Source organism: Cedecea davisae DSM 4568 (genome assembly GCF_000412335.2).
GTDB lineage: Bacteria > Pseudomonadota > Gammaproteobacteria > Enterobacterales > Enterobacteriaceae > Cedecea > Cedecea davisae.
The window spans coordinates 1,715,576-1,733,279 of sequence record NZ_KE161030.1 but is presented as its reverse complement, the minus strand read 5'-3'; the positions used below and the strand labels follow the sequence as shown (position 1 = coordinate 1,733,279).

General features: G+C 53.9%; 14 protein-coding genes and 1 other RNA gene. 4 read left to right on the top strand and 11 right to left on the bottom strand.

What is annotated here, in order from left to right; all coding sequences use genetic code 11:
• Positions 1-2: 2 nt before the first annotated feature.
• The 5 genes from sufS to sufA are packed head-to-tail and all read right to left on the bottom strand — an operon-like array spanning position 3 to position 5,097.
• The gene (sufS, locus tag HMPREF0201_RS08120) at positions 3-1,223 is read right to left on the bottom strand and encodes a cysteine desulfurase SufS (protein ID WP_016536076.1); all 1,221 of its coding nucleotides are present in this window, start codon (positions 1,221-1,223) and stop codon (positions 3-5) included.
• A complete protein-coding gene (gene sufD / locus HMPREF0201_RS08115; RefSeq protein WP_016536075.1) occupies positions 1,220-2,500 on the bottom strand; it encodes a Fe-S cluster assembly protein SufD in 1,281 nt (426 codons plus the stop codon). Before sufD ends, sufS begins: the two co-directional genes overlap by 4 nt.
• On the bottom strand, positions 2,475-3,221 hold the full coding sequence (gene sufC / locus HMPREF0201_RS08110; RefSeq protein WP_016536074.1) for a Fe-S cluster assembly ATPase SufC: 747 nt from the start codon (positions 3,219-3,221) through the stop codon (positions 2,475-2,477). Before sufC ends, sufD begins: the two co-directional genes overlap by 26 nt.
• Positions 3,222-3,237: 16 nt before the next feature.
• Positions 3,238-4,719: a Fe-S cluster assembly protein SufB gene (sufB, locus tag HMPREF0201_RS08105; RefSeq protein ID WP_016536073.1), complete on the bottom strand. Its 1,482-nt coding sequence runs from the start codon at positions 4,717-4,719 to the stop codon at positions 3,238-3,240.
• 9 nt (positions 4,720-4,728) lie between these two features.
• The gene (gene sufA / locus HMPREF0201_RS08100; protein WP_016536072.1) at positions 4,729-5,097 is read right to left on the bottom strand and encodes a Fe-S cluster assembly scaffold SufA; all 369 of its coding nucleotides are present in this window, start codon (positions 5,095-5,097) and stop codon (positions 4,729-4,731) included.
• A 396-nt stretch (positions 5,098-5,493) separates the two neighbouring features.
• Between sufA and HMPREF0201_RS08095 the strand changes: the two genes are divergently transcribed.
• Both HMPREF0201_RS08095 and HMPREF0201_RS08090 read left to right on the top strand, forming a co-directional pair.
• Positions 5,494-7,134 (top strand): ABC1 kinase family protein, encoded by a 1,641-nt coding sequence (locus HMPREF0201_RS08095; protein WP_016536071.1) that lies wholly within the window; start codon positions 5,494-5,496, stop codon positions 7,132-7,134.
• A gap of 99 nt (positions 7,135-7,233) precedes the next feature.
• Complete coding sequence (locus HMPREF0201_RS08090) at positions 7,234-7,863, top strand: cysteine hydrolase family protein (RefSeq protein ID WP_039898131.1); 630 nt, start codon at positions 7,234-7,236, stop codon at positions 7,861-7,863.
• A 16-nt stretch (positions 7,864-7,879) separates the two neighbouring features.
• Here HMPREF0201_RS08090 and HMPREF0201_RS08085 read toward each other — a convergent pair whose 3' ends face one another.
• From HMPREF0201_RS08085 to ydiJ, 4 genes are all read right to left on the bottom strand, one after another.
• Positions 7,880-8,440, bottom strand: a complete 561-nt coding sequence (locus HMPREF0201_RS08085) for a TetR/AcrR family transcriptional regulator (protein WP_016536069.1) — start codon at positions 8,438-8,440, stop codon at positions 7,880-7,882.
• Positions 8,441-8,544: 104 nt separating this feature from the next.
• Entirely contained in the window at positions 8,545-9,369 is an 825-nt protein-coding gene (locus HMPREF0201_RS08080) for a CPBP family intramembrane glutamic endopeptidase (protein WP_039899248.1), read from the bottom strand.
• A gap of 234 nt (positions 9,370-9,603) precedes the next feature.
• A complete protein-coding gene (gene menI, locus HMPREF0201_RS08075; protein WP_016536067.1) occupies positions 9,604-10,014 on the bottom strand; it encodes a 1,4-dihydroxy-2-naphthoyl-CoA hydrolase in 411 nt (136 codons plus the stop codon).
• Positions 10,011-13,067, bottom strand: a complete 3,057-nt coding sequence (gene ydiJ / locus HMPREF0201_RS08070; RefSeq protein ID WP_016536066.1) for a D-2-hydroxyglutarate dehydrogenase YdiJ — start codon at positions 13,065-13,067, stop codon at positions 10,011-10,013. Before ydiJ ends, menI begins: the two co-directional genes overlap by 4 nt.
• A gap of 204 nt (positions 13,068-13,271) precedes the next feature.
• On the opposite strand from ydiJ, the gene ydiK reads away from it, so the two are divergent.
• Both ydiK and rprA read left to right on the top strand, forming a co-directional pair.
• Positions 13,272-14,390: an AI-2E family transporter YdiK gene (ydiK, locus tag HMPREF0201_RS08065; protein WP_016536065.1), complete on the top strand. Its 1,119-nt coding sequence runs from the start codon at positions 13,272-13,274 to the stop codon at positions 14,388-14,390.
• 202 nt (positions 14,391-14,592) lie between these two features.
• An RNA gene (rprA, locus tag HMPREF0201_RS22470) (antisense sRNA RprA) lies at positions 14,593-14,699 on the top strand.
• 257 nt (positions 14,700-14,956) lie between these two features.
• Here the strand turns inward: rprA and HMPREF0201_RS08060 are convergent.
• Together HMPREF0201_RS08060 and HMPREF0201_RS08055 are read right to left on the bottom strand one after the other, a co-directional pair.
• Positions 14,957-16,639, bottom strand: coding sequence for a hypothetical protein (locus HMPREF0201_RS08060; RefSeq protein WP_039898129.1), 1,683 nt, complete (start codon positions 16,637-16,639; stop codon positions 14,957-14,959).
• Positions 16,640-16,794: 155 nt separating this feature from the next.
• Positions 16,795-17,700 (bottom strand): alpha/beta hydrolase, encoded by a 906-nt coding sequence (locus HMPREF0201_RS08055; protein WP_115586255.1) that lies wholly within the window; start codon positions 17,698-17,700, stop codon positions 16,795-16,797.
• Between the last annotated feature and the right edge of the window lie 4 nt (positions 17,701-17,704).

The following is a 17,704-nucleotide window of genomic DNA, read 5'->3' as shown; positions in this document are numbered from 1 at the left end:
CGTTATCCTAACAGGCTGTGGATACGCTGCAGGCCAGCGACCAGGCGATCCACTTCTTGCCGGGTATTGTACATGGCAAACGAAGCGCGGCACATTGCGGGTACGCCGTAAAACGCCATCAGCGGCATCGCGCAGTGGTGGCCGGTGCGAACCGCAATACCGTAGTTGTCGAGGAAGCTGCCGACGTCATAGGCGTGATGTTTCCCAAGATTAAAGGCCAACACGCCGCGGCGCTCCGTCGGACCATAAACAACGAGGTCAGGAACGGCCTGCAACGCATTCTGGGCGTAGCTCATCAACGAGCGCTCATACTCGCTAATCTTATCTAATCCAAGGCTCTCAACGTAGCTCAGAGCGGCTCCCAGACCGATTATCCCTGCGGTGTTAGGCGTACCTGCCTCAAAGCGCCACGGCGCTGCCGCATAGGTTGTGCCCTGCGTCAGGCTGACGGTGGCAATCATCGAGCCACCGCCTTCCCACGGCGGCATATCCTGCAGAATGCTTTCGCGCACATAGAGCACGCCGATGCCCGTTGGCCCGTAAATCTTATGCCCGGAGAACAGATAAAAATCACAATCCAGCGCCGCGACGTCCGTGGCGTGGTGCATTATCGCCTGCGCGCCGTCCACCAGCACTTTCACACCTGCCTGATGCGCGGAGGCAATCATCTCCTGCACCGGATTTTCCGTTCCCAGCACGTTGGAGACGTGGGTTATCGCCAGCAGCTTTGTGTGCTCGTCAATCAGCGTCGGAAACACATCCAGCTGCAACGTCCCGTCCTGATTCAGCGGAATGATGCGCAGCTCGGCCCCGGTCCGCTCGCACAGCATCTGCCACGGCACGATATTGGCGTGGTGCTCCATGGCGCTGATGATGATGTTATCGCCAGCGGCCACGTTCGCGTTGCCCCAGCTGTTCGCCACCAGGTTAATGCCCTCGGTGGTGCCGCGCACGAATACAATCTCTTCCGGCTTCGCGGCGTTGATGAAACGTGCCGCCTGGCTGCGTACATTTTCCATCAGCGTGGTGGCCTGTGCGCTCAGCGTGTGGATGCCGCGATGCACGGCAGCATAGCCATTACGATAGAACTCCAGCTCCGCGTCGATAACCCTCTGCGGCTTCTGGGCGCTGGCGGCGCTGTCGAGATAGGCCAGCGGCTGCCCGTTGACCTCGCGGCTTAATATCGGGAAATCCGCTCTGACCTGCTCAATGGGAAAACTCATGCCTCGCCTCCTGCAAAACGCCGGGCAATACGCGCCAGCACCTGCTGTTTTAAGGCCTCGTCGCGAATGCTCTCGGTCAGTTCCGCGGCAAAGGCGAAGATAATCATCTGCTGCGCGGCCTGCTCGTTAATGCCGCGTGAACGCAGGTAGAACATCTGCTCGTCGTCAATACGCCCGATGGTCGCCCCGTGGCTGCACTTCACGTCGTCGGCGTAAATTTCCAGCTGCGGTTTAGTGTCCACTTCCGCAAGGCGGCCAAGCAGCAGGTTGTTGTTGGTCATCTGCCCGTCGGTCTTGATCGCGTGTTGAGCCACTTTGATCATGCCGTTAAACACCGCTCTGCCTTTATCGCGGACGATGGTTTTATGCAGCTGGCGGCTGTTGCAATAGCCTTTATTGTGCTCAAGCCAGGTACGCGTATCGCACACTTCGTTGTTAACCGGCAACGCGAGGCTATTGATGTGCAACTGGTTATTTTCGCCGTTCAGCTGCGTGCTGGTGTTGTGGCGCAGCACCGCTGCCCCCAGCAGGAAGCTGCTGCTGCTTACCGTTGTATCCCGGGCAACCAGCAGGTCGTTGTGGGCGAAGTGGTAGCTGGCGGCATTTTCGAACGCCAGTTTGTAATGATTCAGTTGGGCATTAGCCGCAACTTCGGCGGTAAAGCGTGAGCCGGTAAAATGCGCGGCGTCATCGAGGCTGACAAAATGCTCTATTACCGTAGCCTGCGCGCCCTCACCCAGCGTCAGGTGATGCCGGTAGTGGGCGGTCGCCATTACCTGCTGCCCGCTGCCGCGGGTCACGTGCATCAGCAGCAGCGTTTTCTTAGGCTGTGTGTTACGATCTACGTCAATGTGGGTAACCGTTTCGGCCAGGCTCTCGGTAAGGTGCAGGAATACTTCGCCCTGCACCGGGGCGGGCAGCGTCTGGCGGTTGTCGTCAATCGTAATAACAAAACCGCTGTCGGCCGTCTCATCGCTTAACTCCGCGCTAAAATGGCCATCCACAAATACCAGCCTCAGAGCATCTACCGGCAATGCCAGCTCGTCTCGCTGCTGAGCGGTCAACCCGCCCTGCGGCGCCAGCACAAACTGATTGTTCAGCAGGCCTTCCAGCGGCGTGTATTTCCAGTTTTCATGCTTGCGCGTCGGCAGCCCAAGGCGCAGCAGCTGTTGCATATGCTGCTGAGCCGCTTCTGAACGCCCCGTGCCCTGGGCTTCAAACAGATGATGCCACTGCTGGAGCGCGTTGCCGTTACTGCTGTTCGGTAAGCCAGCCATAACCCTGCTCCTCCAGTTGTTTCACCAGGCTAAAGTCGCCGGATTTAACGATGCGCCCCTGATACAGCACGTGCACGAAGTCCGGCTTGATGTAGTCGAGGATGCGCTGGTAGTGGGTTACCACAATGAACGAGCGCTTGCCGTCACGCAGGGAGTTAACCCCTTCGGCAACAATTTTCAGGGCGTCAATATCCAGCCCGGAGTCGGTTTCATCGAGAATGCACAGTTCCGGCTCCAGCACCGCCATTTGCAGAATATCGTTGCGCTTTTTCTCGCCGCCGGAGAAACCGACGTTAACCGAGCGGGTCAGCAGATCTTCCGGCATTTTCAGCAGTTCAATCTTCTCTTCCATCAGATCCTGGAAGTCGAAGCGGTCCAGTGACTCCAGCCCGCGGTATTCACGCACCGCATTCAGCGCGGTTTGCAGGAAGAACTGGTTGCTGACGCCGGGAATTTCCACCGGATACTGGAAGGCCATAAAAATGCCTTCGCCCGCACGGTCTTCCGGCGAAAGCTCCAGCAGATCTTTGCCCTTAAACTGTACCGAACCGCCGGTGACTTCATAGTCTTCACGGCCTGCAAGCGTCGCGGATAAGGTACTTTTGCCGGAGCCGTTCGGCCCCATAATGGCGTGCACTTCGCCCGGCTTCACTTCGAGGTTTAAGCCACGCAGGATCTCTTTGTCCTCAACGCTGACCTGTAAATCTTTAATGCTTAACATAATTTTCCCTTAATCCTTAACCGACGCTGTGTTCGAGGCTGATGGCTAATAATTTTTGTGCTTCCACCGCGAATTCGAGCGGCAACTCTGAGAACACGTCTTTACAGAATCCGTTGACTATCATCGAGATAGCATCATCTTCGCTGATGCCGCGCTGCAGGCAGTAGAACAACTGGTCTTCACCGATGCGCGAGGTTGTGGCTTCGTGCTCAAGCTGAGCCGTGTTGTTACGGCATTCGACATACGGGAAGGTATGCGCCCCGCTGTCCGGGCCGATGAGCATTGAGTCGCACTGGGTGAAGTTACGGGCGTTGGTGGCCGTCGGCATGATTTTCACCAGGCCGCGATAGCTGTTCTGGCTGTGCCCGGCGGAAATCCCTTTCGAAATAATCGTCGATTTGGTGTTCTTGCCGATGTGGATCATCTTGGTGCCGGTGTCCGCCTGCTGGTGGCCGGAGGTCAGCGCCACGGAGAAGAACTCGCCGATGGAGTTGTCGCCGCGCAGGATGACGCTCGGGTATTTCCAGGTGATGGCCGAGCCGGTTTCCGACTGGGTCCAGGACATCTTGCTGTTTTCACCTTCGCACAGCGCGCGCTTGGTCACGAAGTTGAGGATGCCGCCAGTGTTGTTATCCCCCGGGAACCAGTTCTGCACCGTGGAGTATTTTACTTCCGCATCGCGATGAATGATGACTTCTACCACCGCAGCGTGCAGCTGATAGCTGTCGCGAACCGGAGCAGAACAGCCTTCGATATAGCTGACGTAGCTGCCTTCATCGGCCACCAGAATGGTACGCTCAAACTGGCCCGTTTTCTCCGCGTTGATGCGGAAGTAAGTGGACAGCTCCATCGGGCAGCGCACGCCTTTCGGGATGTAGATAAAGGTGCCGTCGGACGCTACGGCGGCATTCAGCGCGGCAAAGAAGTTATCATTGGACGGCACCACGGTGCCGAGATATTTCTTCACCAGCTCCGGGTAATCATGAATCGCTTCCCCGAAGGAGCAGAAAATAATGCCCTGTTCGGAGAGCTTGTCGCGGTAAGTCGTGGCGACCGATACGGAGTCAAAAATGGCATCGACCGCAACTTCGCTACCTTCACGCACCGGCACACCAAGCTGCTTAAACGCCTCTTCCACTTCGTTAGTCAGAAACGCGTTAGTTGGCTGCTGCACCGCACCCGGCTGAGAGGCACAGTTGTCATCGCAGCTGCCGCACGACGGCGCGGAATAATAGCTGTAGTCCTGGTAGTTAAGCTTTTCATAATGGGCTTTGAGCCAGTGCGGCTCTTCCATCTTCAGCCACGCATGATAAGCGTTCAGGCGAAACTCCAGCATCCAGTCCGGCTCGTTACGACGAGCTGAAATGGCCCGAACCACCTCTTCGTTTACGCCCTTCGCAATCTGCTCGGTTTGCAGCTCGGTGAAGAAGCCCTCTTTATAATTGAGGTTGCCGGTCCAGGTTTTGACATCGTCAGTTGCTTCAGTATTACGAGACATAAGTACCGCCTATACCCCAAAGCTTTCGCCACAGCCGCATTCGTGCTGGGCTTTCGGGTTATTAAATTTAAAGATCTGATTCAGGCCTTCGCGCACGTAATCAACTTCGGTGCCGTCGATAAAAGGCATCGCGGAGAGCGGCACCCACAGGCGCGCGCCGTCAAACTCATACACCAGATCGTCCGGCTTAGGCTCGGTAACCGTGTCCAGCACGTAACCAAACCCCGCACAGCCCGTCTGTTTGATACTCAGGCGTATCCCCCGCAGCTCGGGCTGCTTCGCCGCCAGCTCGCGGATATGAGCGCTGGCCGCCGGGGTCAGGGTTAGCCCCTGCCAGGCAAATTCACTGGGATCGAAGGAACCGGTTTGCACATCCATTAATCACCTCATTTGTCTCTGCGCCCGAAGGCCGATACCCTTATGTTAATGATAACAATTATCAATACAACGTTCTGAAAACAGGGGTATTCGGGAAACGCTGCTTTTTTGGGCGTCTTTACTAAGAATAGACCGTCGTAAAACTCTTGCCGATGGCGAAAAGAGCTGTTTAAGCCACTGGTGTAAAAGGAAATATCAAATAAGAAAAGCGGCTGAACGCCGCAAGGGAAAAGATGTATAGAAAATATCTATTTATGTGATTGGAGGCGTGCTCGACAGGTATTAATTTGACCAAAGTATCACTAAGTTTCAGTCAAGCTGCCGTAAATTTTGCTCCAGGACTAATAGCCGATTTATCAGCTATCCTCCTGATAAGGAAAAAAGGAGTTTAGCCAGATGATAAAAATGATTATGGTCACGGCTCGCGACCGGGTGCGGTTGCAGGAGATAACCGGAGTGATGCTCCGCTACGGCCTGCAGGATATCGTGCGGCTTTTGGGCTTATCTTCTCTTCACGACAAGCTAAGCAGTAATCATCAGCATGATTTGCGCCCTGTGCCGGAGCGCTTATGCGCCGCATTCGAAGAGCTAGGCCCCACCTTCGTTAAGCTCGGGCAAATTCTTTCTACCCGCAGCGATCTGCTGGAGCCAGCCTGGACTCAGGCGCTAAGTCAGCTAAATTCTGGCGCTAATCCGCTGCCCTGGCCGATGCTTGAACCGCAGGTTACCGCTACGCTTGGCGCTCCCCCCGCCGATATATTTGCCCGGTTTGACGAAAAGCCCCTCGCCAGCGGTTCGATGGCGCAAATTCACCGTGCCCGCCTTAAAAACGGCGATGAAGTTATCGTCAAGATCCAGCGCCCAGGGATTGAAGCCACGATAAAAGCAGACCTGCGCCTGCTGCGCTATCTTGCCGAAAGCGTTGAGCAGCAAAGCGAAACGCTGGCACGATTTCAGCCGGTGATGCTGGTCCGTTATCTGGAAAATGCGCTGCATCAGGAGCTGGATTTTTGCCATGAGGCCGCTAACGGTGAAAAAATTTATCAGCTATTCGCAAGCTCCGAAGACGTGGCCATTCCTAAAATTTATTGGGAATGGTGCAGTCCTACGCTGGTGGTGCAGGCGTTTCTTCCCGGCGTTTCTCCCGTCGACAGCGGCCAGCTTGCTCCCGCCGGTTTTGACGGGGCGCTGCTGGCGCGTAAAGGCTCTGAGGCGTTTATAAAAATGCTTTTCGAGCACCGTATTTATCATGCCGATCCTCATCCTGGCAACGTGATGGCGCTTGAAGGAAACCGCGTAGGTTTTATTGATTTCGGCATGGTGGGTTATCTCAGTGAAGAGCGGCGTAATGAGCTGCTGTCTCTGATTTATGCCATCAGCGAACGCGACGCCAGCGGCATTGTCGATGCCCTGATCTCATGGAGTGACGAGCACTCGCTGAACCTGACCGAACTGGAACTGGCGGCCAACTATTTTCTGCAAAAACAGGGCAATCTCAGGCTTCAATTGGGCAAAGCGCTGACCGATATGCTTTCCACCGCACGAGAGTTTCGCCTTACGCTTCCGCCCGACCTGGTGCTGCTGTTCAAAGCGCTAATCACCGCTGATGGCGTACTGCTCCGCATGGACCCACAGTTTGATATTATCCGCATCCTTCGCCCGGTCATTAAGAAAGAAATGTTCAGGCGCTACGCTCGCATAAGCAGCCGCAAACGCCTGCTCGCGCTGGGTAACAAGCTTCTGGACAGCGGCGATTCCCTGCCCCAGACCCTGCGGCTGGTTATGCAGAGACTGCGCCACGGTAAACTCCACGCGGATATTTCCGTGGAGAATATTAGCGATCTTGGTAAATCACTGGAACGTGCCGCGGCAACCCTGGCGCTTGCCATCGTTTTAGCCGCCCTGGTGCTGGTGGTTATGCCGTGGCTGTTTGGCCTGAACTGGACGCCGTTTGGCATCCCGTTCTTCCCCGCCATCGGCTTGTTGTGCTCCATAGCCGGAACCGCGTGGCTGGTGTGGCGATTATTATCGAGATAACACTGACCTCATCGCAGGGTTTATAAAATTCGTCGCGCAAAATAGATTATGATCATACTCTATTTTGCACGAACAATGCCTAACCCTGAGGTAATGAAAATGAGCCATCCCGTTTATGAACCTGAAATTACCGCGCTGCTGTGCGTGGATCTGTATAACGACTTCCTGGCCGATGAGGGCAAACTCTATCCGTTAATCAAGGATATTGCCGTCAGACACAACATGCACCAGAACCTGCTTAACATCGTAGCCGCGGCGCGCAAGGCGGGAATTAAGGTCTACCACGTTCCTCACCATCGCTGGGAAGAAGGTGATTATGTAAGCTGGAAATACCCGACGCCGTACCAGCTTAGCGGCGCAGCACGGCAGTCGTTTGCCAAAGGATCGTGGGGCGGAACCTGGCATCAGGATTTCCCTATCCACAAAGATGATATTGTGGCTTCTGAGCACTGGGGCTCCGGCGGTTTTCCTAATACCGATCTGGAGCATCAGCTTAAAAGATACGGCAAGGAAAAGATTATCTGCGTCGGGCTAATGGCGAATACCTGCATCGAAGCTACGGCGCGAATTGGTATGGAACTGGGCTTCCACGTCACCCTGGTGCGGGACGCAACATCCGCCCGTACGGACGAAGCCCTGCACGCCGCTCACGATATCAACGGCCCGACGTATGCCCACGAAATTCTGACCACCAGTGAAATCATCGCGGCGATGGGAGTTAAAGCCTGACTTGCCGCTGGCAGCGTTATTTTATCGCGGCCAAAACGGCCTTTTTAAGACGCTCGGCGAAGGCAGGATCTGAACTTATTTCACCGAGATAATTCGCCCCGACCATCGCAGCAAACAGCACAAGATTTTTTTCATCATCGGCGCCCTGCTCATCATGAGGGTGCCCGATAAAACACTCCATCAGGGACTTGATCCCGTCGGTACAGTCTTTTGCAAGCTGTTCAGAAGCATTACTTTTCATCACGTCGCCGCCGAAGGCCAGCATCGGGCAGCGTTTTTGGGCAGGCTTTGGCGAGAAATAATAGTCGGCAATGTTGTGCTGTACGCTGCCTTTGTCATTCTCATCAATGCTGTCCCAGCGCTCCCTTGCTTTAATAAAAGCCAGTTCGGCGGCTTCAAGCACTAATGCTTCTTTTGACTCAAAGTGTTTATAAAAACCTCCCGCCGTCATGCCCGCAGCTTTCATGATGTCGGGAATGCTGACGTCCGCTATCTGCCGGGCCTTAAAAAGCTCGCTGGTTTTCTCGACGATAAGGTTACGGTTTTCAGCCGCCTGCTGTTTACTGGAACGCCCCATTTGATCCCCCAGATAAATAGAGTTTTATTAAAATCTATTTTTACATGAACGCTCAGGGCTGTCACCTGCAACGGCCCGGAAACCAGGCCGTAAGCGGGAATAAATCAGTGCGGAATGTGCCGAAGCATAGGATAGGTAAAGAACAGCAAGTGAGCGGCATTCAACCCAACATGGAAAGCCACTGCCACCCAAAGCCGGCCGCTCCACATCCAGGCCAGGCCGTAAATCAGGCCCGCAAGCGCGGCAAACACAATCAGCAGCGGCCCACCGGCAAAATGAAGCGCGCCAAAAATCGCCGCTGAAATAACCAGCGCCAGAACCGGATGCATAAACCCGGACAGCCGCTGCTGGAGGTAGCCGCGGAACAGCGCCTCTTCTGCCAGAGAGACAAAGAAGATATTGGCAAACAGAAACGGCAGCAGCCACTGCGCGGCATGAGGTTCAATCTTCAGCCCACCCAGCGCGACGGCCAGAAGCAGTAAAGCGGGAATAGAAGCAACGAGCAGGCCCCACCATGGTTTTGCCGGGCGAGACTCTGGCTCGCTTACGAACAGCGATTTCATTACCACCAGCAGGACGAAAGGCACCAGCGCTTTATCGAAGTTGTAATACATCGAGAAAGGGACACTCAGCGGCCCGGCATTGACCGAATCCAGCACCTTCGGATTATGGAAACCCGGAATAAGATGCATCGTTAACCCGATGGCGCTTACAACCAGCACAAGTTCGAGCGAATACCTGGCGACTTTATGGTGCCCAGCTTTCAAATAAGCCAGCGCGAGTGCGGCGATTACCGCCAGGGCAATAACGGCGCGCCCGTCGATAACGCCGCCGACTGCGGCCCAAACCAGGGTGATCAACAGCAGCCCGATAGAGGCTTTTTTATTGAACTGCAAAAGCAGCAAGGCAACTGCCAGTAATATCCACATATCCATGTCCTTAAGTTATAAACATCCTGAGGGGGGCTTTTTACCAGCATTTTCACCATGATGGCAAAAATTTAAGAGCTCAGTTTCAACATGGATATAATAGCCTGCCGTTTATTTGTTACCCATCAGGTGCAAATAATGTGCAGTAATAAATAGTATTTTCTTTATTTTATTATAGAAAACGCAATCACTCGCCCTTTCAAAAAGGCGAGTGATTGGTCTCAAAGGATTACCTTAAACCACCGCCGTGGTCAGCCGCGAGGTGCAGCACAGCCTGTCCTGTTGGTCGTAAATGTCTATTTGCCAGACCTGATGACGGCGGCCAGCATGCACCGCCCGGCAAACGCCGCGCACCACGCCTTCGTGCGCGGAGCGAATATGGTTGGCATTCACTTCCAGGCCAACAACCTTCTGATCGCCTTCGGTACACAGGTAGCCCGCGACCGAACCCAGCGTTTCAGCCAGCACCACGGATGCGCCGCCGTGCAGCAGGCCAAACGGCTGCCGGGTACGTTCATCCACCGGCATGGTGGCCTCTATTTCGTTGTCATCAAAACGGGTAAATTCAATCCCTACATGCCCGACCATGTTATTCGCCCCCAGTTTATTGAGCGCGGCAAGCGTCGCTTCACGTCGCCAAATCATCCGATAATCTCCAGAAGTGCTTGTAATGGATGCCGAACGCCGTTGCCTTCAACGCGCTTCACCTGGCTGCGGCACGAATAGCCGGTTGCCAGGCAGCGGTTTCTCGGCAGGCGCTGCATCGCCTGATGCCAGGATAGTTCATAGATGCCCAAGGAATTGGCGTGATTCTTCACCTCGTGGCCGTAAGTGCCGGCCATGCCGCAGCAGCCGACGCTAACGTTCTCGAGTTTCGCGCCAAAACGGGCAAAAATTCCGGCCCACTGATTCGGTGCCGTCGGTAACGCAGTCACTTCGGTACAGTGGCCGAACAGGTACCATGCTTCCCCGCCCGCGCTCTGTACTTCCCGCTCTTTCAGCATGTCCTGGAGCCACTCGTGCACCAGCTGCACCTGAAAATCACCGCGCTCATCGCCTAAAGTGTGTTTGTATTCATCGCGATAACACAGCACCAGCGCGGGATCGACCCCCACCATTGGCATGCCCAGTTTCGCAACCCGATTGAGGAAATCAGATGTTTTACGCGCCGTGCGGGCAAAACGTTGCAGAAAGCCTTTAATATGCTGCGCTTTCCCGTTCGGTGAAAACGGCAGCACAACCGGCTCGAACCCCAATTTGTCCGCCAGCTTGATAAAGTCCGCCACAACCTGTGCATCGTAATAGCTGGTGAACGGATCCTGCACCACCAGCACCGTTTTAGCCCTGCGTTCCGGCGAGTAGCTTTCGAGCTGCTCCAGCGTGGTATTTGCCGAGCGATGCCCCACCAGCTGCTGTTGCAGCGTCGGCGTGGAAAGCATCGGCAGGTCAACCATGCCGATATGCTTCTCGGACAGGTTGCGAACCCACGGCTGGCTCATAAAGAAGTTAAATGTCTTCGGCGCACGCGCCATCAGCGGGGCATAGTTTTCAACCGAGGCCACAACGTGATCGCGCAGCGGGCGCAAATAGCGGGTGTGGTAAAGCTGCAAGAAGCGAGAGCGGAATTCCGGCACGTCGATTTTAATCGGACACTGGGTGGAGCAGGCTTTGCAGGCCAGGCAGCCGGACATCGCCTCTTTCACCTCGTGGGAGAAGTCGTATTCGCCTTTATTGGCATGCCACGAATTGCGCGTCCGCTCAATCAGGCCGCGAAGGCTGGCTTTTTGTTCCGGTAATTGCTTTTCAAGCTGGAGCGGGTCAACGCCACGTTCTGCCAGCAGGCGCAGCCATTCACGGGTTAGCGTCGCACGCCCTTTCGGAGAATGTATGCGGTTGCTGGAAATCTTCATCGACGGGCACATCGGGCTTTTCACGTCGAAATTAAAGCACAGCCCGTTGCCGTTACACTCCATCGCCCCGCGCCATGAAGTGCGCACCGCGATAGGAATTTGCCTGTCATAAGTCCCGCGTTTTACCGCATCCACCTGCATCATTGGGTCATCCACGCCGAGCGGCGGACATATTTTCCCCGGATTAAGACGGTTGTTCGGGTCGAAGGCGGCTTTGATCCGGCGCAGTTCCTCATACAGCGTCTCGCCAAAGAACGCCGGACTGTACTCCGCGCGGAAGCCCTTACCGTGCTCGCCCCACAACAGGCCGCCGTATTTTGCCGTCAGCGTCACGACGTCATCTGAGATACTTTTCATCAGCATCTCCTGCTGCGGGTCGCACATGTCCAGCGCCGGGCGAACGTGCAGCACCCCTGCGTCAACGTGGCCGAACATGCCATAACTGAGGTTGTGGCCGTCCAGCAGCGCGCGGAATTCTACGATGTAGTCAGCCAGGTGCTGCGGCGGCACGCAGGTGTCCTCCGCAAACGGAATTGGCTTTGCCAGCCCTTTAGCGTTACCCAGCAGGCCAACGGCTTTTTTACGCATCCCGTAAATTTTTTCGATACCGGCCAGCTCGCTGCAAATCTGCCAGCCAATCACCCCGCCCTCGCCCGACGCTATCAGAGCATCGAGGCGTTCACACAGGGAGCTAACCTGGCTTTCAATAAGCGGCTCATCGTCACCGGCAAACTCAACGATGTTCAGGCCGAGCATCTCTTTATCCGGCACGTCGGTAATCAGGTCGCTGACCGAATGCCAGACGATATCTTCCCGCGCCAGGTTAAGGACTTTGGAATCGACCGTCTCCACCGACAGCGCTCTCGCCTCCACCATAAAAGGTGCATTACGCAGGGCCGAGTCGAAGGAGTCGTATTTTACGTTTACCAGGCGGCGCACTTTCGGCAGCCGGGTAATATCCAGCTTCGCCTCGGTGATAAAGGCCAGCGTGCCCTCCGAACCGGTAAGAATGCGCGTCAGGTCGAACTTAGAAAGATCGTCATTGAATACGTGGCGCAGATCGTAGCCGGTCAGGAAGCGGTTTAGTTTGGGAAATTTGTCGAGGATCAGCTGGCGTTGTTCGCGGCAGCGCTCAAGCACCGTGCGGTAAATCTGCCCGGTTATGGTTTGCTCGCGGCCAAGTTCTTCGGCAAGCGCGGTCGCCATCTGGTGCGTGTCCAGGATCTCTCCGCCCATCAACACCGCACGCACGCCCAAAACATGGTCGGAAGTTTTGCCGTACACCAGCGACCCCTGCCCCGAGGCATCGGTATTGATCATCCCGCCCAGCGTGGCGCGGTTGCTGGTGGAGAGTTCAGGCGCAAAGAAATAGCCGTGCGGTTTGAGGAACTGGTTTAGCCGATCTTTGATGACGCCCGCTTCTACGCGCACCCAGCCCTGTTCCGGGTTGATTTCGATGATGCGGTTCATATAGCGGGACATATCCACCACGATGCCGCTATTGAGCGACTGCCCGTTGGTTCCCGTACCGCCGCCGCGCGGGGTAAAGACCAGGGTTTTAAAGCGCTCTTCTGAAGCCAGGCGGGTGATTAACGTGACGTCTGCGGTCGAGCGGGGAAACAGCACCGCGTCCGGCAACAGCTGATAAATGCTGTTATCGGTCGCCATTGTCAGGCGATCCGCGTAGCTGGTGGCGCTATCGCCGGTGAAACCCTGTTGCTCCAGTGCTTGCAAAAAATTGAGCACCAGCTGAACTACGCCCGGTGCCTGAGAAATTTGTGGGATCATTGACGGGTCGACCCTGTGTTGCGTTGTAAGAGTTATCGTTTGCGTGTCTGTCTTGTTTTTATCATATTCCGTCAGGATTTGCGGCTGTTATTTAAGATAATGCTTCGCGAATTGCGCCTGTCCAAAATCGAGGAAATACATCATCATTAAAGCATCCGCTAAGCGAATTTAGCGCTGGCGCTTTTTATTGAGGTGATTCTTTCTATGGTCAAAGTCAGTCAGCCAAAGGATCTGCTGCAGATCCTGCTGTCCGTGCTGTTTATCTCGGTGATGATTATCGCCTGTCTGTGGATTGTGCGTCCCTTTGTTCTGGGATTTGCCTGGGCGGGAACCATCGTTCTTGCGACCTGGCCGCTGCTGATTAAATTGCAAAAACTGCTGTGGGGTAAACGCTCGCTTGCGGTGCTGGTGATGACGCTCCTGCTGCTGATGCTGTTCGTTATTCCTATCGCTATGCTGGTCAATAGCCTGGTGGACAACAGCGGCCCGGTTATCGCCTGGGCAACAAAGGGCCATATGGCGCTCCCAACCTTTGAGTGGCTGCACAGCATTCCGCTGATAGGCGACAAGCTTTATACCGGCTGGAATGCGCTGGTTAGCAGCGGCGGCAGCGCCATTATGGAAAAAGTTCGGCCTTATATTGGCACCACGACCAGCTGGTTCCTGGGCCAGGCGGTACACATCGGCACCCTGCTCATGCACCTTGGGCTGATGCTGCTGTTTAGCGTCCTGCTGTACGCCAAAGGCGAAACCCTCGGCAACGGCATTCGCCATTTTGCCTTCCGCCTTGCGGATAAACGCGGCGATGCTGCCGTGCTGCTGGCAGGCCAGGCCATTCGCGCCGTAGCATTGGGCGTAGTGGTAACGGCTCTGGTTCAGGGCGTGCTCGGCGGTATCGGTCTGGCGGTGTCCGGCATTCCCTACGCCGCGCTGCTCACCGTGCTGATGGTGCTTAGCTGTCTTATCCAGCTTGGCCCGCTGGTGATTCTGGTTCCGGCGATTATCTGGCTTTACTGGAGCGGCGACACCACCTGGGGCACCGTGCTGCTGGTCTGGAGCTGCGTGGTTGGCACCATGGATAACTTTATTCGCCCGGTGCTGATTCGCATGGGTGCGGATTTGCCGATGATTCTGATCCTTTCGGGTGTTATCGGCGGCCTGATTGCTTTCGGGATGATTGGCCTGTTTATCGGCCCGGTGCTGCTGGCCGTCTCTTATCGCCTGATTTCAGTATGGATGCACGAGGCACCTGCCCCGCAGGACTCTCCGGAAGAAGTCGTTGAACTGCTCGAAGAGCAGGATACGTTAAACGTTAAAAAATAATCTCCCCCTGACTCCCCCGCCATTCGGGGGAGTCACCTTTCGCAACTAGTTAATAAATCTAATCTATAGCGTATTTTTTTGGCGCTATTCCGGCCATTGAACCGCGCGCGCCCCGCTATCCTGTCGGTAACTATTCACCTTTCGTTAACTATTGAGACGAATCTGAGTGACTGCTTTTGCCGGGATGCCTACTATTTAACTCACGGTTATGAATCAACCCCTTGATTTATAAACATCGATATCCCCTGAGTGAAACAACGAATTGCTGTGTGTAGTCTTTGCCCATCTTGATGATGGGCTTTTTTTTGCCCTTTTTTTGTAACATCCGGCCGCTCAGGCTCCTGGCGAAGCAGGTTGGTAAGAGTCCGGGAAAGGGAGAGAAAGCGCTGAAACAGGAACATAAAAATGGATTTATGTCGCTCCTGTAGGGTTTGGTTAAATACAGTGGTTCATGGATGAGAAAAGAATAAAAGATGTTTTATTTACTGAAAATGGTCAGCCCATGTTCACATGGACTGACCCGATATTTGCCGTGAAAGGCATTACCATCCAATTTAAGGTCTTTTTTAATAGCCTAATGATTTCTGAATAGCAGCGACCTCAACGCTAATTCTCTGCGCTTCTGCCGCATTATTCAGCGCCCAGAGTCGTACCGCTTCAATGCCCCCCGCCTGCTCAATAACATGTTGTAATCTGGAGTCAAAAATAGTTTGAGTCTGTGCTTTACTCAGAAATTGATGATTTTCAAGACCAGCATCCGAGGCATCAATCAATGTATCATTCAGTATGTTATGGATAATATTATGTTCGTTGGCAACGGTGATTCTATAGGCAATTTTCTTTAGCGTCTCGGGTAGCCACTCAGCCTTTCCGGAAGAAAGCCTGGCAACATCCGCATATGGCATGTAAGAGAAATCCTTTCCTAACTCAGGTAAATCGCTTCCAAAAACCGCTTTTTCTCGCACAAATTCGCTTTCCAGAGGCAGAAATGCGGGTGGTCGCTGGCTTACCGCCTGAAGGTAACCCTCCGGTTTAGATTTCCCCCAGAAACCGACACCAAATGAGATCCCGCGGTCTAAACTCGCAGCGCGGTATTGCCCATCAGAATTTTTGGAGATACCTATATTTTCAAACCGCTCATTTAAAAAATCCCAATCACCAACAATCTGGCCAATGACAATATGCTCCTGCACCATTTTTTGAATATCATCGGGTAACAGTTTTAGTCCCTCAAGAATCAATTCCCTAAAGGGTTGGGCTTCCGTCCGATAATCGTCAACAAACGTCTTTTCTTTAGTCTCCCACCAATCATTGGGTCGACTTTTTTCAAGCTCCTTCATTTTCCTGTAATGCTCAGATATCTTAACGGCATTAGCCTTTAATTTAGCCACATTATCAGCCGCCATCTCCGGATGCGATGCGGCAAAATTGCTTATCGCTTTATCTTTCCTGAAGAACTTACCCAATTCGTTAAAATCAATTGTTTCTGTTGCTACATGAGGAACGCCTGAACGTGTTCCAATAAATGAAACAGGAGCCCCTTCTGTACCGGTTGCAAATAAGCGAGTCAGGGTATTACTGGCAACTTCAGACGAGGCAAAAAACCGCTGTTGTTGCGGTGTCAGCGAAATTCTACCTACGCCAGGTTTTACAAAATAAGATTTATTACCCAACTTATAAAATTGTCCACCACTAGCGGTTGCTGTACGATTTCCCACTGGAGTTGCATAGCTTAAATCGATGTTATAATGCTGAGAAATTGCCGGCTGTGAACTTTCTGTTCCTCGATTCGGCCGAGCATAAGGAACTCTTTCATCCGTCCCCCCTATTGTTAATGGCAAGACATGCGGCATATCAAGGCTCTGGGGCTGTACGCTGGTTTTACTTCCCCACGCATTCACTTTTGTCCCTATTAATGTACCCACGCCCAGCAGACCTAAAACCCATAAGGTTTTATTTTTCCAACTGCCATTTTTATTTTGATCTTTTACGACGGGCAATTCATACGACGAGGAATTTAATGAGCTAGCCAGATGATGCAAGCGTTTCCCTTCAGCAAGAACTTCTATTTCATCATTTTCTGAATCTGAAACATTTAACTCTTCCGCGCTGTTATTAACCCTTGTTAGTCGGGCGGCCAGCGGAGAATTTTTCTTATCGCTGTCGGCAGGAAGGGATGGCAGGTCGTCTATATTTATACTGTGGGATGAGCGAGCCAGAGGTGACATTTCGAGAACGGTGTTAGGCATAGTGATATCTCCTGAAAGTGAACGAACCGAAAATAAACATCACTGATATTTATAAATACAATTAATCCTGTCGCTATTAAAAAGCGCTTTTAATAACAGACACTCTCAGGCGATAACAGTTATTAGTTCAGCCCATCGTGATGATGGGCTATTGTTCATTCAGGCTTAGCAAAGTGATTAATAATAGCGCCGTGCAATACCAGCGGCGCAATCGTCAGGTGGGTTTGCCCTTCAACAAGGCTAAAATCGACGCGCTGCGGGGCTTTAGCTTTAAGCGACTCGGCCAGTTGGCGACCGCCATCAACCATAGCTCTCTGACCCCGGTGCTGAGCCAGGACCGCTCTTCTTGCCTCCGGGAGCTTTATCTCATGGGGCTGAAGCGACTGCTCATACTCCCCGACATAAATCGACAGGTGAGAACGACTATCGTCCGGCTGCCAATTTTGCGCCGTGCGCAGCAGGTAGCGATTGTTCCACCATACTGAAGGACTGGCGGCGTAAAAATGCTGGAACGCGTTTGGCGAGGTCATAAACAGCCAGGTGGTAAACAGCCCGCCATAAGAGTGGCCAAACAGCGCCTGCCGCTGAGGATTTGTTTTCCAGCGCTGCGCGACCCATGGCTTAAGCTCGGTATCGATAAACTGCCAGAATTTCTGTGCTTCACCCGGCTTTCCTGGCGGATAAGTGCCACCGGCGGGATTCGCTTCCAGCACGATTTTATCAACCGCCGGGCGGTAATCCCTCTCCCGTCGGCTCTCTTCCGGGTAGTCAATGGCGACAATAACACCCGGCACCAGCGGGCAGCGATCGCAGGTCAGGCGCTGCATCAGCGAGACGGCTCCCGGAAACACCGACTCACCGTCCAGCAGGTAAATTACCGGCCAGCCCTCAGACGGGGCTTTCCCCTGCGGCCACGAAACCAGAATTTTATAATCGCCGTTTTCCGGCGAGCTAAGGGTATGCACCAGCGTATTCGCCAGCGTATAGGGCTTATCTTCACTCACTACCGCCCCCGCAGGGGCAGCGATGAGCGCCATAAGCATTGTTAGCAGGTAGCGCACGTTT